Origin of the sequence: Xanthomonas sp. DAR 35659 (genome assembly GCF_041242975.1) — a bacterium.
Taxonomy (GTDB): domain Bacteria; phylum Pseudomonadota; class Gammaproteobacteria; order Xanthomonadales; family Xanthomonadaceae; genus Xanthomonas_A; species Xanthomonas_A medicagonis.
In genome coordinates this window covers 227,501-244,745 of the sequence record NZ_CP162488.1, presented here as the reverse complement: position 1 = coordinate 244,745, position 17,245 = coordinate 227,501, and the positions used below count along the sequence as shown (strand labels likewise).

Here is a 17,245-nt window from a genome sequence, read left to right as displayed (position 1 = left end):
GTGTATTGCGGCACCGCACCAACTATGTTTTAGTCGGGATTCCGGTGACCTCAAGAAGCGCTCCAGGAGAGAGCGGGGGCGAGTGTCGCCGCGTTCCTTCGGATCGCTTTCAGAGGCAGACATGGCCCCCCGCAACCGCCACGGGCTCTACGACCCCCAAGACGAGCGCGATGCCTGTGGTTTCGGCATGGTCGCGCAGCTCGACGACCAACCTTCGCGGGCGCTGGTGGATACCGCCATTGCCGCGCTGTCGCGCATGACCCATCGCGGCGGCGTCGCCGCCGACGGCCTCACCGGCGACGGCTGCGGCCTGCTGATCCGCAAACCCGAGCCGTTCCTGCGCGCGCTGGCGCGCGAGGCCGGCCTCGCGGTCGGCACGCGCTTCGCCGCCGGCAACGTGTTCCTGCCGCGCGACGATGCCGACGCCGCCGCGCGCTGCCGTCAGGTCCTGGAAGAGGAACTGCGGCGGGCCGGCGCGCAGCCCTGCGGCTGGCGCCTCACCCCCACCGACGATGCGGTGTGCGGGCAACTGGCCAAGGACACCCTGCCGCGCATCGAGCAGGTGTTCGTCGACGCCGGTGCCGAGCAGGGCGAGGACGCCTTCGCCCTGGCCCTGTTCCTGGCACGCCGCCGCGCCGAGCAGCGCCTGCGCGAGGTCGCCGATTTCTACGTCACGACGCTCTCACCCAACGGCATCAGCTACAAGGGCATGGTGCTGCCGGACAAGCTCAGCACCTTCTACCCGGACCTGCAGCGCAACGACCTGGCCTCCAGCGCCATCGTGTTCCACCAGCGCTTCTCCACCAATACGCTGCCGCGCTGGCCGCTGGCGCACCCGTTCCGCCTGCTCGCGCACAACGGCGAGATCAACACCATCGAGGGCAACCGGCACTGGGCGCAGGCGCGCAGCAAGGTGTGGAAGACCCCGCGTTTCGACATCGCCGAGCTGGACCCGGTGATCTCGATGCATGGCTCCGATTCGCAGAGCCTGGACAACATGCTCGAGCTGCTGGTCGCCGGCGGCATGGACCTGCTGCAGGCGCTGCGCATCCTGGTGCCGCCGGCCACGCAGTCGCTGGAGTTCAAGGACGCCGACCTGGCCGCGTTCTACGAGTTCTACGGGCTCAACACCGAGCCGTGGGACGGCCCGGCCGGCATCGTCGCCTGCGACGGCCGCTACGCCGCGTGCATGCTCGACCGCAACGGCCTGCGCCCGGCGCGCTGGATGCTGACCTCCGACCGGCATTTCCTGGTCGCCTCCGAAGCCGGCGTGTGGGAACTGCCGGCCGAGCGCGTCACCCGCAAGGGCAAACTCGGCCCCGGCGAGATGATGGCCATCGACCTCAAGCGCGGCGACCTGCTCGATTCGGACGCCATCGACCGCATCAACCGCGGCCGCGCCCCGTACAAGCAATGGCTGCAGCAGGGCGTGACCTACCTGCAGACCGAACTGATCGACCCCTCGCTGGTCGAGGAGCCGTTCGACGAGCGCACCCTGCGCAGCTACCACAAGCTGTTCCAGCTCAGCACCGAGGAAGTGGAGCAGGTGCTGCGGCCGCTGGCCGAGACCGAGCAGGAAGCCACCGGCTCGATGGGCGACGACACCCCGATGGCGGTGCTCAGCCGCCACACCCGGCCGCTGTACGACTACTTCCGCCAGGCCTTCGCGCAGGTCACCAACCCGCCGATCGACCCGCTGCGGGAAGACTGCGTGATGTCGCTGACCACCCAGCTCGGCAAGGAGACCAACATCTTCCATGCCGGCCCGGAGACGGTGAACCACGTCATCCTCAACTCGCCGGTGCTCAGCCAGCGCAAGCTGCGGCAGTTGCTGAAGATGCCGCAGTACCTGACCCGCAACGCGCAGATCGACCTGTCCTACAGCGTCGAGGAAGGCCTGGAAGCCGGGCTCAAGCGCATCTGCGCCGAGGCCGAACAGGCCGCGCGCGACGGCAAGGTCATGCTGCTGCTGACCGACCGCTACCCGGTGCCGGAACGGCCGATGGCGCATGCGCTGCTGGCCACCGGCGCGGTGCACCACCACCTCTCGCGCGTGGGCCTGCGCTGCGACGTCAACCTGATCATCGAGACCGGCACCGCGCGCGACCCGCACCACATGGCCTGCCTGCTCGGCTTCGGCGCCACCGCGGTGTATCCGTACCTGGCCTACCAGACCCTGTTCGACCTGGGCCGGCGCGGCATCCTGCTGCTCAAGAGCGGCGGCGAGCAGACCCAGATCGGCCGCAAGTACCGCAAGGGCATCTACAAGGGCCTGTCCAAGATCATCTCCAAGATGGGCATCTGCACCATCGCCAGCTATCGCGGCGCGCAGCTGTTCGAGATCGTCGGGCTGGATCCGGACGTGGTGGCATTGTGCTTCCCCGATACCGCCGCGCGCATCGGCGGCGTCGGCCTGGCGCGGCTGGACACCGAGGCGCGGCAGTTGGCCGCGCGCGCCTGGAACGACCTGCTCAAGCCGGAAGTGGGCGGCCTGCTCAAGTACGTGCACGGCGGCGAGTACCACATGTACAACCCGGACGTGGTGCTGACCCTGCAGCGCGCCACCCGCAGCGGCCTGCAGGCCGACTGGGACGCCTATGCCGCCGCGGTGCACGGGCGCCCGGCCTCGGCCCTGCGCGACCTGCTGCAGCTCAAGCGCGCCGAGACGCCGACGCCACTGGACGAGGTGGCGCCGGCCGAGGACCTGCTGCGCCGCTTCGACACCGCCGCGATCAGCCTCGGCGCCCTGTCGCCGGAGGCGCACGAGGCGCTGGCGATCGCGATGAACCGCCTCGGCGGGCGCAGCAATTCCGGCGAAGGCGGCGAAGACCCGGCGCGCTACGGCACCGAGAAGCGCTCCAAGATCAAGCAGGTGGCCTCCGGCCGCTTCGGCGTGACCCCCGAATACCTGGTCAACGCCGAGGTGCTGCAGATCAAGGTCGCGCAGGGCGCCAAGCCCGGCGAAGGCGGCCAGCTGCCCGGGCACAAGGTCAACGACTTGATCGCGCGGCTGCGCTACGCCAAGCCGGGCATCGGCCTGATCTCGCCGCCGCCGCACCACGACATCTACTCGATCGAAGACCTGGCGCAGCTGATCTACGACCTCAAGCAGGTCAATCCGAGCGCGCTGGTGTCGGTGAAGCTGGTCAGCCATGCCGGCGTGGGCACCATCGCCGCCGGCGTGGTCAAGGCCGGCGCCGACCTGATCACCGTGTCCGGCCACGATGGCGGCACCGGCGCCAGCCCGGTCAGCTCGATCCGCTACGCCGGCGTGCCGTGGGAACTGGGCGTGGCCGAGTCGCACCAGGCGCTGGTCGCCAACGACCTGCGGTCGCGCACCATCCTGCAGACCGACGGCGGCCTGAAGACCGGCCTGGACGTGGTCAAGGCGGCGATCCTGGGCGCGGACAGCTTCGGCTTCGGCACCGGGCCGATGATCGTGCTCGGCTGCAAGTATCTACGCATCTGCCACCTCAACAACTGCGCCACCGGCGTGGCCACCCAGGACGAGCGCCTGCGCGCCAACTACTTCGTCGGCCTGCCCGAGCGCGTGGAGAACTTCTTCCGCCTGCTGGCCGAGGAAGTGCGGCAGTGGCTGTCGTACCTGGGCGTGCGCTCGCTGGACGAGATCGTCGGCCGCACCGAACTGCTGCAGCAACTGGACATCTCGCCACGCGAAGGCGTTCGCGTGGACCTGTCGCGGCTGCTCAAGGACGTGCGCCACGACGGCGGTCACTGCGCCGCGCAGCGCCTGTACGAATCGCCGGACAGCCTGGCCACGCAGATGGACGGCCTGCTCGCCGACGCGATCGCCAAGAAGACCGGCGGCGATCATCGCTTCCTGATCCACAACACCGACCGCTCGATCGGCGCGCGCCTGTCCGGCGCCATCGCCCGCGTGCACGGCAACCACGGCATGGACGATGCGCCGCTGACCCTGCGCTTCCGCGGCTCGGCCGGGCAGAGCTTCGGCGCGTTCAACGCCGGCGGCCTGCACCTGGAACTGGAAGGCGAGGCCAACGACTACGTCGGCAAGGGCATGGCCGGCGGCCGCCTGGTGGTGCGTCCGCCGCGCGGCGCGCGCTTCGAGGCGCGCAGCACCGCGATCGTCGGCAACACCTGCCTGTACGGCGCCACCGGCGGCGAGCTGTACGCCGCCGGGCGCGCCGGCGAACGCTTCGCGGTGCGCAACTCCGGCGCGCTGGCGGTGATCGAGGGCGCCGGCGACCACTGCTGCGAGTACATGACCGACGGCATCGTGCTGGTGCTGGGCAAAGTCGGGCTGAACTTCGGCGCCGGCTTCACCGGCGGCCTGGCCTACGTGCTCGACGTGGACCGCGACTTCGTCGACCGCTACAACCACGAACTGATCGACATCCACCGCATTTCCGCCGAAGGCTTCGAGAGCCACCGCCAGCACCTGCACAAGCTGATCAGCCGCCACCGCGAACTGACCGGCAGCATCTGGGCGCAGCAGATCCTCGACGAATTCCGCGACTACGTCGGCAAGTTCTGGCTGGTCAAACCGAAGGCGGCGAGCATCGAGTCGTTGACGGAATCGCTGCGGCGCGCCGCCTGATGGCGGCGCGCTGGGAATTGGGAATGGAGAATCGGGAATGGTAAAAGCCTGGCTCCCCCAGTTTCCGATAGCGCGCGCAGATTCGCTTTTTCCATTCCCCATTCCCCATTCCCGGTTCCCCACACCATGAGCCGCAAACACGCCTTCCAATTCCTAGATCTGCCGCGGCAGATGCCGCAACGCATTCCGGTGGAACTGCGCACCTCCGGCGACTGGAACGAGCTGTACGGCAAGTTCGACAAGGCCGATGCGCAGTACCAGGCCGGGCGCTGCCTGGATTGCGGCAATCCGTACTGCAGTTGGAAGTGCCCGGTGCACAACGCCATCCCGCAGTGGCTGCAACTGGTGCAGGAGAACCGCATCGAGGAAGCCGCGGCGCTGTGCCACAGCACCAACCCGCTGCCGGAAGTGTGCGGCCGGGTGTGCCCGCAGGATCGCCTGTGCGAAGGCAGTTGCACGCTGGAGGAGTTCGGCGCGGTCACCATCGGCGCGGTGGAGAAGTACATCGTCGATACCGCGCTCAACAACGGCTGGCGCCCGGATCTGAGCCAGGTCGAGCCCACCGGCAAGCGCGTGGCGGTGATCGGCGCCGGCCCGGCCGGGCTGAGCTGCGCCGACCGCCTGGCCCGCGCCGGCATCCAGGCGGTGGTGTACGACCGCTACGAGCAGATCGGCGGGCTGCTGCAGTTCGGCATCCCCAGCTTCAAGCTGGACAAGAGCGTGATCGGCAAGCGCCGCGAGGTGCTCGAGGGCATGGGCGTGCAGTTCCGCCTGGGCGTGGAGATCGGCCGCGACGTCAGCCTGGAGCAGTTGCTCGGCGAGTACGACGCGGTGTTCCTGGGCACTGGCGCCTACCGCTATACCGATGGCGGCCTGCCCGGCCAGGACCTGCCCGGCGTATTGCCGGCGCTGCCGTTCCTCGTGCAGAACAGCCGCATCGTCGGCGGCAACGATCCCTGGGGCCGGCCGATCGCCGGCTGGGAAGACAAGATCGCGCTGCCCGACCTCAGCGGCAAGCGCGTGGTGGTGCTGGGCGGCGGCGATACCGGCATGGACTGCGTGCGCAGCGCGATCCGCCTGGGCGCGGCCAAGGTCACCTGCGCCTACCGCCGCGACGAGACCAACATGCCCGGCTCGACGCGCGAGGTGGCCAATGCGCGCGAGGAAGGCGTGCGCTTCCTGTTCAACCGCCAACCGCTGGCGGTGGAAGCCGACGCCGCAGACAACCTGGCCGGCGTGCGCGTGGTGCAGACCCGGCTCGGCGAGCCGGACGCGCGCGGGCGCCAGGCCGCGGTGCCGGTGGAAGGCAGCGAATCGCTGCTGGATGCGGACGTGGTCATCATCGCCTTCGGCTTCTCGCCGAGCGTGCCCGAGTGGCTGGCCGCGCAGGGCGTGGAAGGCACCGCCAACGGCCGCATCCTGGCTGGCGGCGACGACCGCCTGCCGTACCAGACCACCAACCCTAAGCTGTTCGCCGGCGGCGACGCGGTGCGCGGCGCCGACCTCGTGGTGACCGCGGTGGCCGAAGGGCGCGACGCGGCGGCGAGCATCGCCGAATGGATCGGCAACCGCCTGCCGGTAACCACCCAGGCCGCCGCCTGAGCGAAACCGCCCGCATTCGGGCGACGCCGCTGCCTGTCCGGCGGCGGCCGGCTGGGCGGGTGCGGGTTGGCAGCAGCACAGCAGCACTCCCCCAGCGACAGTACCCGTCGAACGCAGCGGCGCCGACATGGTCGCGTCGGGCTGAAGCCCCTCCCACAGGTGCCACCACCAGACACCGCCATGCCCTGTAGGAGCGGCTTCAGCCGCGACGAACGAAGCCGGAAACCAACCGACCCGGCTATCGATCAGGGCTGAAATCCCATCACAGAAATGTCCTCGACAGGCACAGGAAGCTCCCGTAGAGACGACTTCAGTCGCGACGAGCAAACTCGGAACCTGTGCGGATCGCGCATCTGAAAATCCCATCACGGAGACGCTCCCACCCACCGGGCAGAAAACTCCTGTGGGAGCGACTTCAGTCGCGACGAGCGGCGTCCGAAACCCGCGTGATCTCGGCCGTCTGCCGGTGCTGACCCCCGACCCAATGCATGGGCTTCCCCGGCTCGTACAGCCACACGCACCACCGCAACCACCGCAATCACGGATGAACCAGCGCGCCGATCACCCCAAAACGCGACACCCGCAACGACATCCTTCGCACGAGTGAATGCACCGCTAACGCATCCCCTCCTACGCTGGCCGCGCGGGGTGCGTTCCGCGCACCCTGTGCACGCCGGCTCCTCCCCCGATGGCACCCCCGGCATCCTCCCCTTTCCAAGGAAGCCTCCCATGTCGCATTCCTCCCCCTGGCCGTCACGGTTGCGTCCCCTCGCCGCCGCCGTAGTCCTGCTCGCCGCCTTCGCCGCATCCGCCCAGGACGGCAAAAGGGTGCTCAAGTACGCCGGCGTCAACCTGTCCGGCGCCGAGTTCAATTCCGGCAAGAAGCCGGGCACGCTGTACAAGGACTACACCTACCCGGGGCCGTCGGACTACAGCTACTTCGCCGGCAAGGGCATGAACATCGTGCGCCTGCCGTTCCTGTGGGAACGCCTGCAGCCCACCGCCAAGGGCGAGTTCGACCCCGCGCAACTGGCGCAGATCAAGAAGGCGGTGGCGCAGGCCAAGGCCAACGGCCTGCACCTGATCCTGGACCCGCACAACTACGCCAAGTACAACGGCGCGCTGATCGGCAGCCCCGGCGCGCCGGCGGACGTGTTCGCCGACCTGTGGCGGCGCCTGGCGACCGAGTTCAAGGACGACGACACGGTCATCTTCGGGCTGATGAACGAACCCAACGCGGTCTCCTCCACCGACTGGGCTCAGGCCGCGCAGGCCGCGATCGACGCCATCCGCAAGGCCGGGGCCAAGAACCTGGTGCTGGTACCGGGCACCGCCTACACCGGCGCGCACAGCTGGCGCAGCACGTACTACGGCACCTCCAACGCGGTCGCGCTGCAGCCGCTCAAGGACCCGGGCAACCGCATGGCCTTCGAGGCGCACCAGTACCTGGACAAGGACAACAGCGGCACCAAGGGCGAATGCGTCAGCGCCACGGCCGGCGCCGAGAAGCTGGCCGGCTTCGTCAGCTGGCTGCGCGAGAACAAGAAGGTCGGTTTCATCGGCGAGTTCGCCACCGGCAATACGCCCGTCTGCAACCAGGCGCTGGAGGGCATGCTCAGCTACATCGAGCAGAACAACGACGTGATCGTCGGCTGGACCTGGTGGGCGGCCGGCGCCTGGTGGAAGAACGACTACCCGTTCAACGTGCAGCCCAACAAGGACGGCAGCGACAAGCCGCAGATGGCGATCCTGTCCAAGCACGCGCGCAAGGTCACCGGGAAGTAAGCGCAGCGCCGCCGGGCGCCTTCGGGCGGGACCCGCACGCGGGTCCCGCGACGCGCGGCGTGCATCCGGCGACCGCCGCGATCGAGCGGAGCGGCATCGCCGCCCGCGATGCGCGGTCGTTGCACCGCACGCGTACCGGCTGTCGTACAGCGCGGCAGCCTGCGCGGTTTGCTCTGCAGATCCAGCATCCGCTGCGCGCATCGACATCGATGCTGTCGCTCCCGAGCAACCTCGCTGACGCGACGTCATCGCCTGGCTGACTGGGGTCGAGACCCAGTACGCGTTCGCCATGCCACGCCCTGCACAAATCGACACATGCGTGCGCGTTGTGCGTGGTGATGGCGTGGCGAATGCACTACGGTGCAATCGGAACATGCCCCACCGGCTGTCCGGCATCCGCCCGGCCGCTGCAAACGCGGCAGCCGGGTTGGTTCGCTGATGCACGAGGAACGCCCATCATGTTTGGTCCGTCGCTGCGCCTCTGCGCGGTGAGGCTGTCGCTGCTGTCGCTCCTGCTCGCAGTGCTGCCGCCGCTGCATGCACAAGACACCTTGAAGCTCGCCGGGGTCAATCTGTCCGGCGCGGAGATTGCGTCCTCCAAGAAGCCGGGCGAGCTCAACGTCGATTACTTCTATCCGGCCGCGACCGACTACACGTACTTCGCCGGCAAGCACATGAACATCGTGCGCCTGCCGGTGCTATGGGAGCGCCTGCAGCCCAGCGCGCAGGGCCGGCTCGACGCCGCGCAACTGGCGCTGATCCGGACCGCGGCCCGGCAGGCCAGGGCGCAGCGGATGTACCTGATCGTGGACATCCACAACTACGCCAGCTACTACGGCGCCAAGATCGGCAGCGGCACGTTGCCGATCAAGACCTTCAGCGACCTGTGGCAACGCCTGGCGCGCGAATTCAAGGACGACGACACCGTGGTGTTCGGCCTGATGAACGAGCCGAACGGCATTGCGCCCGGCCTGTGGGCCGCCGCCGCGCAGGCCGCGGTGGATGCGATCCGCGTCACCGGCGCGCGCAACCTGATCCTGGTTCCGGGCGCGCTGTGGAGCGGCGCGCACAGCTGGTATTCGACCGTGGCCGGCGAATCCAATGCCTCGGCGCTGGCCACGCTGCACGATCCGCTCAGGCGCATGGCGATCGAAGTCCATCAGTATCTGGACGACGATTCCAGCGGCACCAGCGCCACCTGCGTGAGCGCCAGCATCGGCGCCGAGCGCCTGCGCGCCTTCACCGGCTGGCTGCGCGAGACCGGGCACATCGGCTTCCTCGGCGAGTTCGGCGCCGCCGACAACGCCGTGTGCCGGCAAGCGCTGGACGGCATGCTCGGCTACATCGAGCAGCAGCGCACCGTCTGGCTCGGATGGAGCTATTGGGCCGGCGGCGCCTGGTGGCGGCCGGACTATCCGTTCAACGTGCAGCCCGACCCGGACGGGCGCGACAAGCCGCAGATGACGATCCTCTCGCACAGGGCCAAGCGCATCACCCGCTGACGGACGCGCCATCGGCGATATCGGCCGTCGCACGACGGCGGCCGACGGCCTTCCGCTGCGCTGCGCGCAGAGGCCAGCCGCCGTTGCCGCGGCGAACGCGGCGGCGTGGCACGACGATTGCAACCAACAGACACGACCGTCGCCACGCACTGCCGCGGCAGCGTGCGATTGGCCGCCCCCCATCGATGAGGCATCCCCATGCAACGCAACTCCTGTTTCCGCACGCCAGCGCGCTGGCGGCTGCACACCTTCCTATGCCTGGCGCTGGTCGCCTGGATCCCGGGCGCCCTCGCCCAGGACACGCTGCGCTATGCCGGCGTCAACCTCGCCGGCGCCGAATTCAATTCGGCGAAGAAGCCGGGCGTGGTGTTCAAGGACTACACCTATCCGGCCGACAGCGCCTATGCCTATGTCGCCGCGCAGGGCATGAACATCGTGCGCCTGCCGTTCCTGTGGGAGCGCCTGCAACCGGTCGCCCATGGCGAACTGGATGTCGCACAACTGGGGTATCTGCGCACCGCCGTGGAGCGCGCCAGACTCCACGGCCTGCGGGTGATCCTGGACGTGCACAACTACGCCAAGTACGACGGCGTGCGCATCGGTGGCGACGCGGTGCCCGCCTCTGCGCTGGCCGACCTGTGGCGGCGACTGGGCATCGCATTCGGCAACGACGAGGCCGTGGTCTTCGGCCTGATGAACGAGCCCAACGGGATGGCCGCCGACGACTGGGCCGCCACCGCGCAATTGGCCATCGACGCGATCCGCGGCGCCGGCGCCTACAACCTGATTCTGGTGCCGGGCACCGCCTTCACCGGCGCGCACAGCTGGAGCAGCACGTGGTACGGCGTCCCCAACGCGCAAGCGCTGCTGGCGATCAGTGATCCCGCCGAGAACATGGCGTTCGAAGTGCACCAGTACCTGGATGCGACCTACTCCGGCACCAGCCCCGCCTGCATCAGCACCACCGTCGGCTCGGAAAAGCTGCGCGGCTTCACCCAGTGGCTGCGCGACCACGGCCAGCGCGGTTTCCTCGGCGAATTCGGTGCGAGCAGCGACGCCACCTGCATGGCCGCGCTCGACGACATGCTCGGCTACGTGCACGACAACGCCGACGTCTGGGTCGGCTGGACCGCCTGGGCCGCCGGGGCCTGGTGGAAGACCGATTACGCCTTCAGCCTGCAACCGGACAATCAGGGCACCGACAAGCCGCAGGTCCAGGTGTTGTCGGCGCGGGCGCGGCAGGTTGTTCGGTAGCGGGGAATGGGGAGTCGGATTGGGGATTGGTGAGCAGAGGCCGCGTCTTGGGCGATGGGCGCGTCGCTCCAGGTTCTCGCTGCTCAGAACGCCGGCTTTCCGAGCGCAAGTGGCTGGCCGCGGAGTTGGAGAGTGTGTTTCAGCATGCGCGCACCGGGGAAACCGGCGGTGATCGCAAACACCAGGCGACGCGCGCGGCGGCGGCCCACGTCCGCCGTCGCGATTGAGCCCGCGCCACGATCCGGCGCAGACTGTCGTTCCTCCTCCACACGGATCGACCTATGCGCCTGGGCCTGGCCGCCAACCGACTGCACCATCAGGGCAAGGACGCCGCCCTGTTCCGCTGGCTGCGCGCCTGCGAGGCCGGTATTCGCGAACTGCAGCTCGGCCTGCACGCGGTCGGTCGCACCCACGAGGCGATCGCGCGTGCCGGCTGGCTGTCCGGCCATGCCGGCCTCAAGCGCTACCCGTTCGGGCGCGAAGGCGGGCTGATGAAGCTGGTCGCCGAAGTCGTGGGCCTGGAGGGCGCCGAGCGCACGCTCGACGGCGCGATCTATTTCATCGACCCGGTCGATCCGTCCTCGATCTTTCCCGAGGCGATCGCGCTCAAGCGCCAGTGCGTGATCCACGGCAAGCCGTTCATCTCCACGGTGGCCAGCGCCCGCGACTGGATCGAAGTGGAACGGGTGCACGCCGGGCTGGCGGCCGATGCCGGCGCCGACGACCTGCATGCGCTGGAGCGACAGACGCTGGCGCTGATCGCGCACGATGCGATGAAGCCGCAGATGCTGGCCTTCGCCAGCGAACACTTCGATCTGTTGTCCCGCTTCGCCGAACGCGTGGCCACCGGCACCACCGGGCAACGCCTCAACGAACTGGCGTGGAGCCGCGGCTGGCCGCAGGGCCAGGAATGGGTGCACCGCTACCAGAGCGGGCCGATGGGCGGCGACGCGCAGATCGCCGACCGCGTACTGGAGCGACAGTGCCAACGCGCGATCTTCTTCGAGGACCCGCACGTGGCGCGCCAGCACGAGGCCGACATCCAGTTGCTGGAACGCGCCGTCACCACGGTGACCGACAGCGCGGTCTGCATCACCTCGCCGCTGGTCGCCGCACGCTGGGCGCAGGCCGCGCGCATGCGGACGGCGGCGGTATGAGCGCCACCGCCCGCAACGGAGGAACACGCGCTTCTTTCATGTGCTCGCATGCGAAATCCGGCGCACGACGCCTTCGCGACATCGCGCGCTGCACGGATATCGGTTGGGCCTTCGGAAGATAGGCTGGCTACGAGGAGGCCGTCGGCCATTACAGGCATCGTCGAGGCGGCGCCGTGCCGCGCTTTCTCGCAAGGGCGCGCCGTCACGCTGGCCAAGCCAGCTTCGATCGACCGGTATCGCACTGCGCCGTGGCTTACCACGCACGCCCTGGCGATTGCCTGCCAAGCGCCTGCGCACCGCGGCCCTATCCGACCGGAGTTCGCCATCGTCCGCACGGCGCGTTCGATGCGAACGGGCATGAAGTTCTCGCATCGGTTGCAGCCGTTGGCTCTCTGAGCGTGTCGCCGCGTCGCTGAGAACCCGACCAGGCGCAAGACCTCGCCAGCGCCGAGGTCGATGCGGATGCCTCGGCTGAATTCGTTTCCGGCGCGCCGATGGCGAGCATGCGCAGCGCTGCACCAAAGCGCTGCAGGCGTGGCGCTGCAGGCGAAGCACTGACTGCCTCGCGGGCGGAGCAGCGATGGCCGTGCAGGCGCAGGGGTCCGGCTTGTCGGTGCCGTAACGGCGTCCAGCGCGTATTGCTGCAGCGGGCTGATGGTAGCCACGCAAGATCCCCGATCGGCAGGCGCCAACGCGCTATTCCTCCACGTCATTGCCAGTCCCGGCGTTGGTGGCCCGCGCCAGCGAGGCCGAAGGTGGATAGGCCGCCGGCGCGGGTGGCACCGCGATGCGCGCGCGACCACTGCGTCGCCGGACAACGCTGCGCCGCCAGTGGCGCGTGACCGCGCTCACAGTCACCGCCATGTCACGCCGATCGCCAACACTGCCGCGCTTGTCCAGATCCAGGGGGGATCCGATGTCGCAGTTCATCTTGCGCCTGCTGTTGCTTGGCGCCGCGGCGCTGTGCGCCATACCGTCGGCCGACGCGCAACAGGCCGAGCGCCTGCGCGTGCACGGCTCCAACAGCGTGGCTGCGCGGCTGATGCCGGCGCTGGTCGAATCCTGGCTGCAGAGCATCGGCTATCGGCAGATTCAGCGCCGCCGCATCTCGACGGCGGTGCTGGAGATCTCCGCGGTGCGCGACGACGCGCCGCTGGTGGTCGAAATCGACGGCAGCGGATCGGCCGCGGGCTTCGCCGACCTGATCCGCGGCGACGCCGAGCTGGCGATGCTCGCGCGTGCGCCCGATGCGCGCGAACGCGACGCCGCCTGGCAGTTGGGCGACCTGTCCTCGCCGGACCAGAATTTCGTCGTGGCCCTGGACGGCGCGCGCCTGCTGGTCGCCGCCGACAACCCGCTGACCTCGCTCAGCATCGCGCAACTGCGCGACATCCTGAGCGGACGGCTAACACGCTGGTCGCAACTGGGCGGAGCCGATCTGCCGATCGAGATACAGCGCAATGCGGCCAACAGTGGCCTGGGCGATTTCCTGCGCGAGCGCCTGTCGCTGCCGGCGACGGCACGCGCCGCCGCGCAGCACGTCCATCCCGCCTTGACCGAAGCGGCGCGGGCCGTGGTCGGACATCCTTCCGCTCTGGCGCTCGTCGACCTGACCACGCCGCTGCCGGCCGGCACCCGCGCGCTCGCCGTCGCCGACGGCGGCATCGCCATCGCACCCACGCCGGCCAGCATCCGCGGCGAGGATTATCCGTTGGTGCAGCGCTACAGCCTGCATGGCGGGCAGATGATGTCCGCGCTCGGCCGCAGCCTGGCCTTGTATGCGATCGGCCCGCAGGCGCAGCAGGTCGTACGTCGGATCGGCCCGATGCCACTGGCGCTGGTGCCGGATCCGACGCCGCTCGCCGCCGCGAGCGCCTCGCAGCCCGACGCCTATGCCCAGGCCGGTAGCGGCGCGCAGCGACTGACCACCACGCTGCGCTTCAGCCTGCAATCGCTGAACTCGATGTTCGAGGCGCGCAGCGCCCAGGACCTGGAGCGGGTGATCGCCTTCATGCAACAGCCGGCGATGCGCGGCCGCGCCCTGGGCGTGATCGGCTTCGCCACGCCGGATACCGCCAACCGCCTGTATCCGACCATCGCCAGCAACGACCGCGCCGACGTGGTCGCGGCCTATCTGGCGCAGCGCGGCATCGTGGTCAAGCGCGTGCGCGGTCTGGGCGCGGCGCGGCCGTTGGTCGGCGGCGAGGACGCCGCGGCCAAGGCCCGCAACGAGCGCGTCGAGATCTGGCTGCTGGATGCGGGACGCTGACCACGCCGCACACAAGCTGAATAAAACCACCGCGCGTTCACCTTGCGCAGAGGAACACCCTGGGAGCATGCGCGTTCCCAATCGTGGAGAACGCCATGAACGATGCCAACAAGCTCCCGTCCCGGCCGCTGCTGGCGGTCTCGCTGTCGCTCGCGCTGGCCGTCGGCAGCGCGCACGCACAGGCGCCCGCTCCGGGTGCGCCCCTGACCATCGCGCAGATCAAGGCGATGCTTGGCGAACAGGGCTACACCAAGGTGGACGACCTGAAGTTCGACGACGGCCTCTGGAAGGCGAAGGCGACCAGCGGCGACGGCAAGCGCGGCGAGGTGCGGATCGGCGCCCAGGGCGGTCGCATCTATGCGGAAGGGGCGCGCTCGAAGCTGAGCGAAGCCGAGGTGGTGGCGTCGCTGACGTCGCAAGGCTACTCGCGCGTTCACGACGTCAAGTACGAAGACGGTCTGTGGGAGGCGAAGGCCCAGACGTCGTCGGGCCAGAAGCAGCAGGTGTACGCGGATCCGACGGACGGCCGAGTAGTCAGCGCGCAGAACGATTGAGGTAGCGCAGCGAGTCGTCGGCCCGCTGCGCGCTGGGCGCAGCGGGCTTGCGGCCGGGCGGGCGCCGTGCGGCGGTGCCCTGATCGCCAACGCCCTTTGCACGCGGTCGGGGATGGTCCTGCTGTCGGACGCGCTGCGGTCGCGACGTTCGCTCGCGCCTGGGCCGTGCGATCGGGCACCGACGTGGTTGGCGCCTGGCCGCACGCGAGACGTTGCCCGCTGCGGCGGCGCTGGGACAGGGTTGATCGCAACGGACCGGACGGGCGCTGCAGGGCGGGATCTTCGCCGTATCCCAGGGCCGCTCCTGCAAGCCATTCCTCAGGCCATCTGCCCGCAAGTGAGCTCCACGATTTCCTTGCATACCGTTGCGGCATCCGCATGCACAGGGCGCGGGCGTTCAACGGGCGCGGCCAGGTGTCAGGCAAGCGTTTTTGCCGCAGCGGCCAGCGCGGCATTTGGCTTTTTCCGACGCAATAAAAAATCCCCGTCCTATCGGACGGGGATTTGGGGTAAAGCCCCTGGCGATGACCTACTCTCGCATGGCTTGAGCCACACTACCATCGGCGCAGCTGCGTTTCACTTCCGAGTTCGGGATGGGATCGGGTGGTTCCACAGCGCTAATTTCACCAGGGAGACGGTTGGAGTGTCGCCATGCGGTTCTCGGTTGTTGGACCGAGGACGGCAGGCGCCAGCCTCTCATAGGGTGTGATGTAGCGAGCGAGTGAGAGCGATCGACGTGTGTCGCGCTAAGGGATGCTTTTGAGGAAGCATCTTGAGGTTATATGGTCAAGCCGCACGGATCATTAGTATCAGTTAGCTCAATGCATTGCTGCACTTACACACCTGACCTATCAACCACGTAGTCTACATGGTTCCTTTAGGGGACTTGTGTCCCGGGAGATCTCATCTTGAGGCGCGCTTCCCGCTTAGATGCTTTCAGCGGTTATCGCTTCCGAACATAGCTACCCGGCAATGCCACTGGCGTGACAACCGGAACACCAGAGGTTCGTCCACTCCGGTCCTCTCGTACTAGGAGCAGCCCCTCTCAAATCTCCAACGCCCATGGCAGATAGGGACCGAACTGTCTCACGACGTTCTGAACCCAGCTCGCGTACCACTTTAAATGGCGAACAGCCATACCCTTGGGACCGACTACAGCCCCAGGATGTGATGAGCCGACATCGAGGTGCCAAACACCGCCGTCGATATGAACTCTTGGGCGGTATCAGCCTGTTATCCCCGGAGTACCTTTTATCCGTTGAGCGATGGCCCTTCCATACAGAACCACCGGATCACTAAGACCTACTTTCGTACCTGCTTGATCCGTCGATCTTGCAGTCAAGCACGCTTATGCCTTTGCACACAGTGCGCGATGTCCGACCGCGCTGAGCGTACCTTCGTGCTCCTCCGTTACTCTTTAGGAGGAGACCGCCCCAGTCAAACTACCCACCATACACGGTCCCCGATCCGGATTACGGACCTAGGTTAGAACGTCAAGCACGACAGGGTGGTATTTCAAGGATGGCTCCACTGCAGCTAGCGCCACAGTTTCATAGCCTCCCACCTATCCTACACAGACGAACTCAACGTTCAGTGTAAAGCTATAGTAAAGGTTCACGGGGTCTTTCCGTCTTGCCACGGGAACGCTGCATCTTCACAGCGATTTCAATTTCACTGAGTCTCGGGTGGAGACAGCGCCGCTGTCGTTACGCCATTCGTGCAGGTCGGAACTTACCCGACAAGGAATTTCGCTACCTTAGGACCGTTATAGTTACGGCCGCCGTTTACTGGGGCTTCGATCAAGAGCTTCGCCTTGCGGCTGACCCCATCAATTAACCTTCCAGCACCGGGCAGGCGTCACACCCTATACGTCCACTTTCGTGTTTGCAGAGTGCTGTGTTTTTGATAAACAGTCGCAGCGGCCTGGTTTCTGCGACCCTCTTCAGCTATAGCTCGCACGAGCCACCAAAAAGGGTGCACCTTCTCCCGAAGTTACGGTGCCATGTTGCCTAGTTCCTTCACCCGAGTTCTCTCAAGCGCCTGAGAATTCTCATCCTACCCACCTGTGTCGGTTTACGGTACGGTCTGCGTAAGCTGAAGCTTAGGAGCTTTTCCTGGAAGCGTGGTATCAGTGACTTCGTCTAAAAGACTCGTCTCGGTGCTCGGTCTTAAAGGATCCCGGATTTGCCAAAGATCCAAACCTACCGCCTTTCCCCGGGACAACCAACGCCCGGTACACCTAACCTTCTCCGTCCCTCCATCGCACTTACGCGAGGTGCAGGAATATTAACCTGCTTCCCATCGACTACGGCTTTCGCCCTCGCCTTAGGGGCCGACTCACCCTGCGCCGATTAACGTTGCGCAAGGAAACCTTGGGCTTTCGGCGTGCGGGTTTTTCACCCGCATTGTCGTTACTCATGTCAGCATTCGCACTTCCGATACCTCCAGCGGACTTCTCAATCCACCTTCGCAGGCTTACGGAACGCTCCTCTACCGCGCATCGCTTATCGCGATGCACCCCAAGCTTCGGTTCACTGCTTAGC

Annotated in this window: 9 protein-coding genes and 2 rRNA genes (1 of these 11 only partly in view); 8 read left to right on the top strand and 3 right to left on the bottom strand. The window is 67.6% G+C overall.

What is annotated here, in order from left to right:
- Positions 1-121: 121 nt before the first annotated feature.
- The 6 genes from gltB (at position 122) to AB3X07_RS01065 (ending at position 11,879) form a co-directional block, all read left to right on the top strand.
- Positions 122-4,579 (top strand): glutamate synthase large subunit, encoded by a 4,458-nt coding sequence (gltB, locus tag AB3X07_RS01090; RefSeq protein ID WP_369941979.1) that lies wholly within the window; start codon positions 122-124, stop codon positions 4,577-4,579.
- Positions 4,580-4,705: 126 nt separating this feature from the next.
- Positions 4,706-6,181, top strand: coding sequence for an FAD-dependent oxidoreductase (locus AB3X07_RS01085; protein ID WP_369941977.1), 1,476 nt, complete (start codon positions 4,706-4,708; stop codon positions 6,179-6,181).
- Between the two features lie 729 nt (positions 6,182-6,910).
- Positions 6,911-7,966 (top strand): glycoside hydrolase family 5 protein, encoded by a 1,056-nt coding sequence (locus AB3X07_RS01080; RefSeq protein ID WP_369941975.1) that lies wholly within the window; start codon positions 6,911-6,913, stop codon positions 7,964-7,966.
- Positions 7,967-8,424: 458 nt separating this feature from the next.
- Entirely contained in the window at positions 8,425-9,468 is a 1,044-nt protein-coding gene (locus AB3X07_RS01075; RefSeq protein WP_369941973.1) for a glycoside hydrolase family 5 protein, read from the top strand.
- A gap of 198 nt (positions 9,469-9,666) precedes the next feature.
- Positions 9,667-10,722: a glycoside hydrolase family 5 protein gene (locus AB3X07_RS01070; RefSeq protein ID WP_369941971.1), complete on the top strand. Its 1,056-nt coding sequence runs from the start codon at positions 9,667-9,669 to the stop codon at positions 10,720-10,722.
- A gap of 281 nt (positions 10,723-11,003) precedes the next feature.
- Positions 11,004-11,879 carry a methylglyoxal synthase gene (locus AB3X07_RS01065; protein WP_369941969.1) on the top strand — a complete coding sequence of 292 codons (876 nt, stop codon included), beginning with the start codon at positions 11,004-11,006 and terminating at the stop codon, positions 11,877-11,879.
- A gap of 696 nt (positions 11,880-12,575) precedes the next feature.
- Here AB3X07_RS01065 and AB3X07_RS01060 read toward each other — a convergent pair.
- A complete protein-coding gene (locus AB3X07_RS01060; RefSeq protein WP_369941967.1) occupies positions 12,576-12,809 on the bottom strand; it encodes a hypothetical protein in 234 nt (77 codons plus the stop codon).
- Here AB3X07_RS01060 and AB3X07_RS01055 point away from each other — a divergent pair.
- Both AB3X07_RS01055 and AB3X07_RS01050 read left to right on the top strand, forming a co-directional pair.
- On the top strand, positions 12,796-14,148 hold the full coding sequence (locus AB3X07_RS01055; RefSeq protein ID WP_369941965.1) for a substrate-binding domain-containing protein: 1,353 nt from the start codon (positions 12,796-12,798) through the stop codon (positions 14,146-14,148). The genes AB3X07_RS01060 and AB3X07_RS01055 overlap by 14 nt on opposite strands.
- A gap of 95 nt (positions 14,149-14,243) precedes the next feature.
- Positions 14,244-14,702: a PepSY domain-containing protein gene (locus AB3X07_RS01050; protein ID WP_369941963.1), complete on the top strand. Its 459-nt coding sequence runs from the start codon at positions 14,244-14,246 to the stop codon at positions 14,700-14,702.
- Between the two features lie 516 nt (positions 14,703-15,218).
- Here AB3X07_RS01050 and rrf read toward each other — a convergent pair.
- Positions 15,219-15,333 (bottom strand): 5S ribosomal RNA (gene rrf, locus AB3X07_RS01045).
- A gap of 151 nt (positions 15,334-15,484) precedes the next feature.
- Positions 15,485-17,245: ribosomal RNA gene (locus AB3X07_RS01040) — 23S ribosomal RNA — on the bottom strand (it continues 1,119 nt past the right edge of the window).

Coding starts and splice junctions, on each gene's coding strand:
- gltB (WP_369941979.1), top strand. CDS start 122: ATGGCCCCCCGCAACCGCCACGGGCTCTACGACCCCCAAGACGAGCGC.
- AB3X07_RS01085 (WP_369941977.1), top strand. CDS start 4,706: ATGAGCCGCAAACACGCCTTCCAATTCCTAGATCTGCCGCGGCAGATG.
- AB3X07_RS01080 (WP_369941975.1), top strand. CDS start 6,911: ATGTCGCATTCCTCCCCCTGGCCGTCACGGTTGCGTCCCCTCGCCGCC.
- AB3X07_RS01075 (WP_369941973.1), top strand. CDS start 8,425: ATGTTTGGTCCGTCGCTGCGCCTCTGCGCGGTGAGGCTGTCGCTGCTG.
- AB3X07_RS01070 (WP_369941971.1), top strand. CDS start 9,667: ATGCAACGCAACTCCTGTTTCCGCACGCCAGCGCGCTGGCGGCTGCAC.
- AB3X07_RS01065 (WP_369941969.1), top strand. CDS start 11,004: ATGCGCCTGGGCCTGGCCGCCAACCGACTGCACCATCAGGGCAAGGAC.
- AB3X07_RS01055 (WP_369941965.1), top strand. CDS start 12,796: ATGTCGCAGTTCATCTTGCGCCTGCTGTTGCTTGGCGCCGCGGCGCTG.
- AB3X07_RS01060 (WP_369941967.1), bottom strand. CDS start 12,809: ATGAACTGCGACATCGGATCCCCCCTGGATCTGGACAAGCGCGGCAGT.
- AB3X07_RS01050 (WP_369941963.1), top strand. CDS start 14,244: ATGAACGATGCCAACAAGCTCCCGTCCCGGCCGCTGCTGGCGGTCTCG.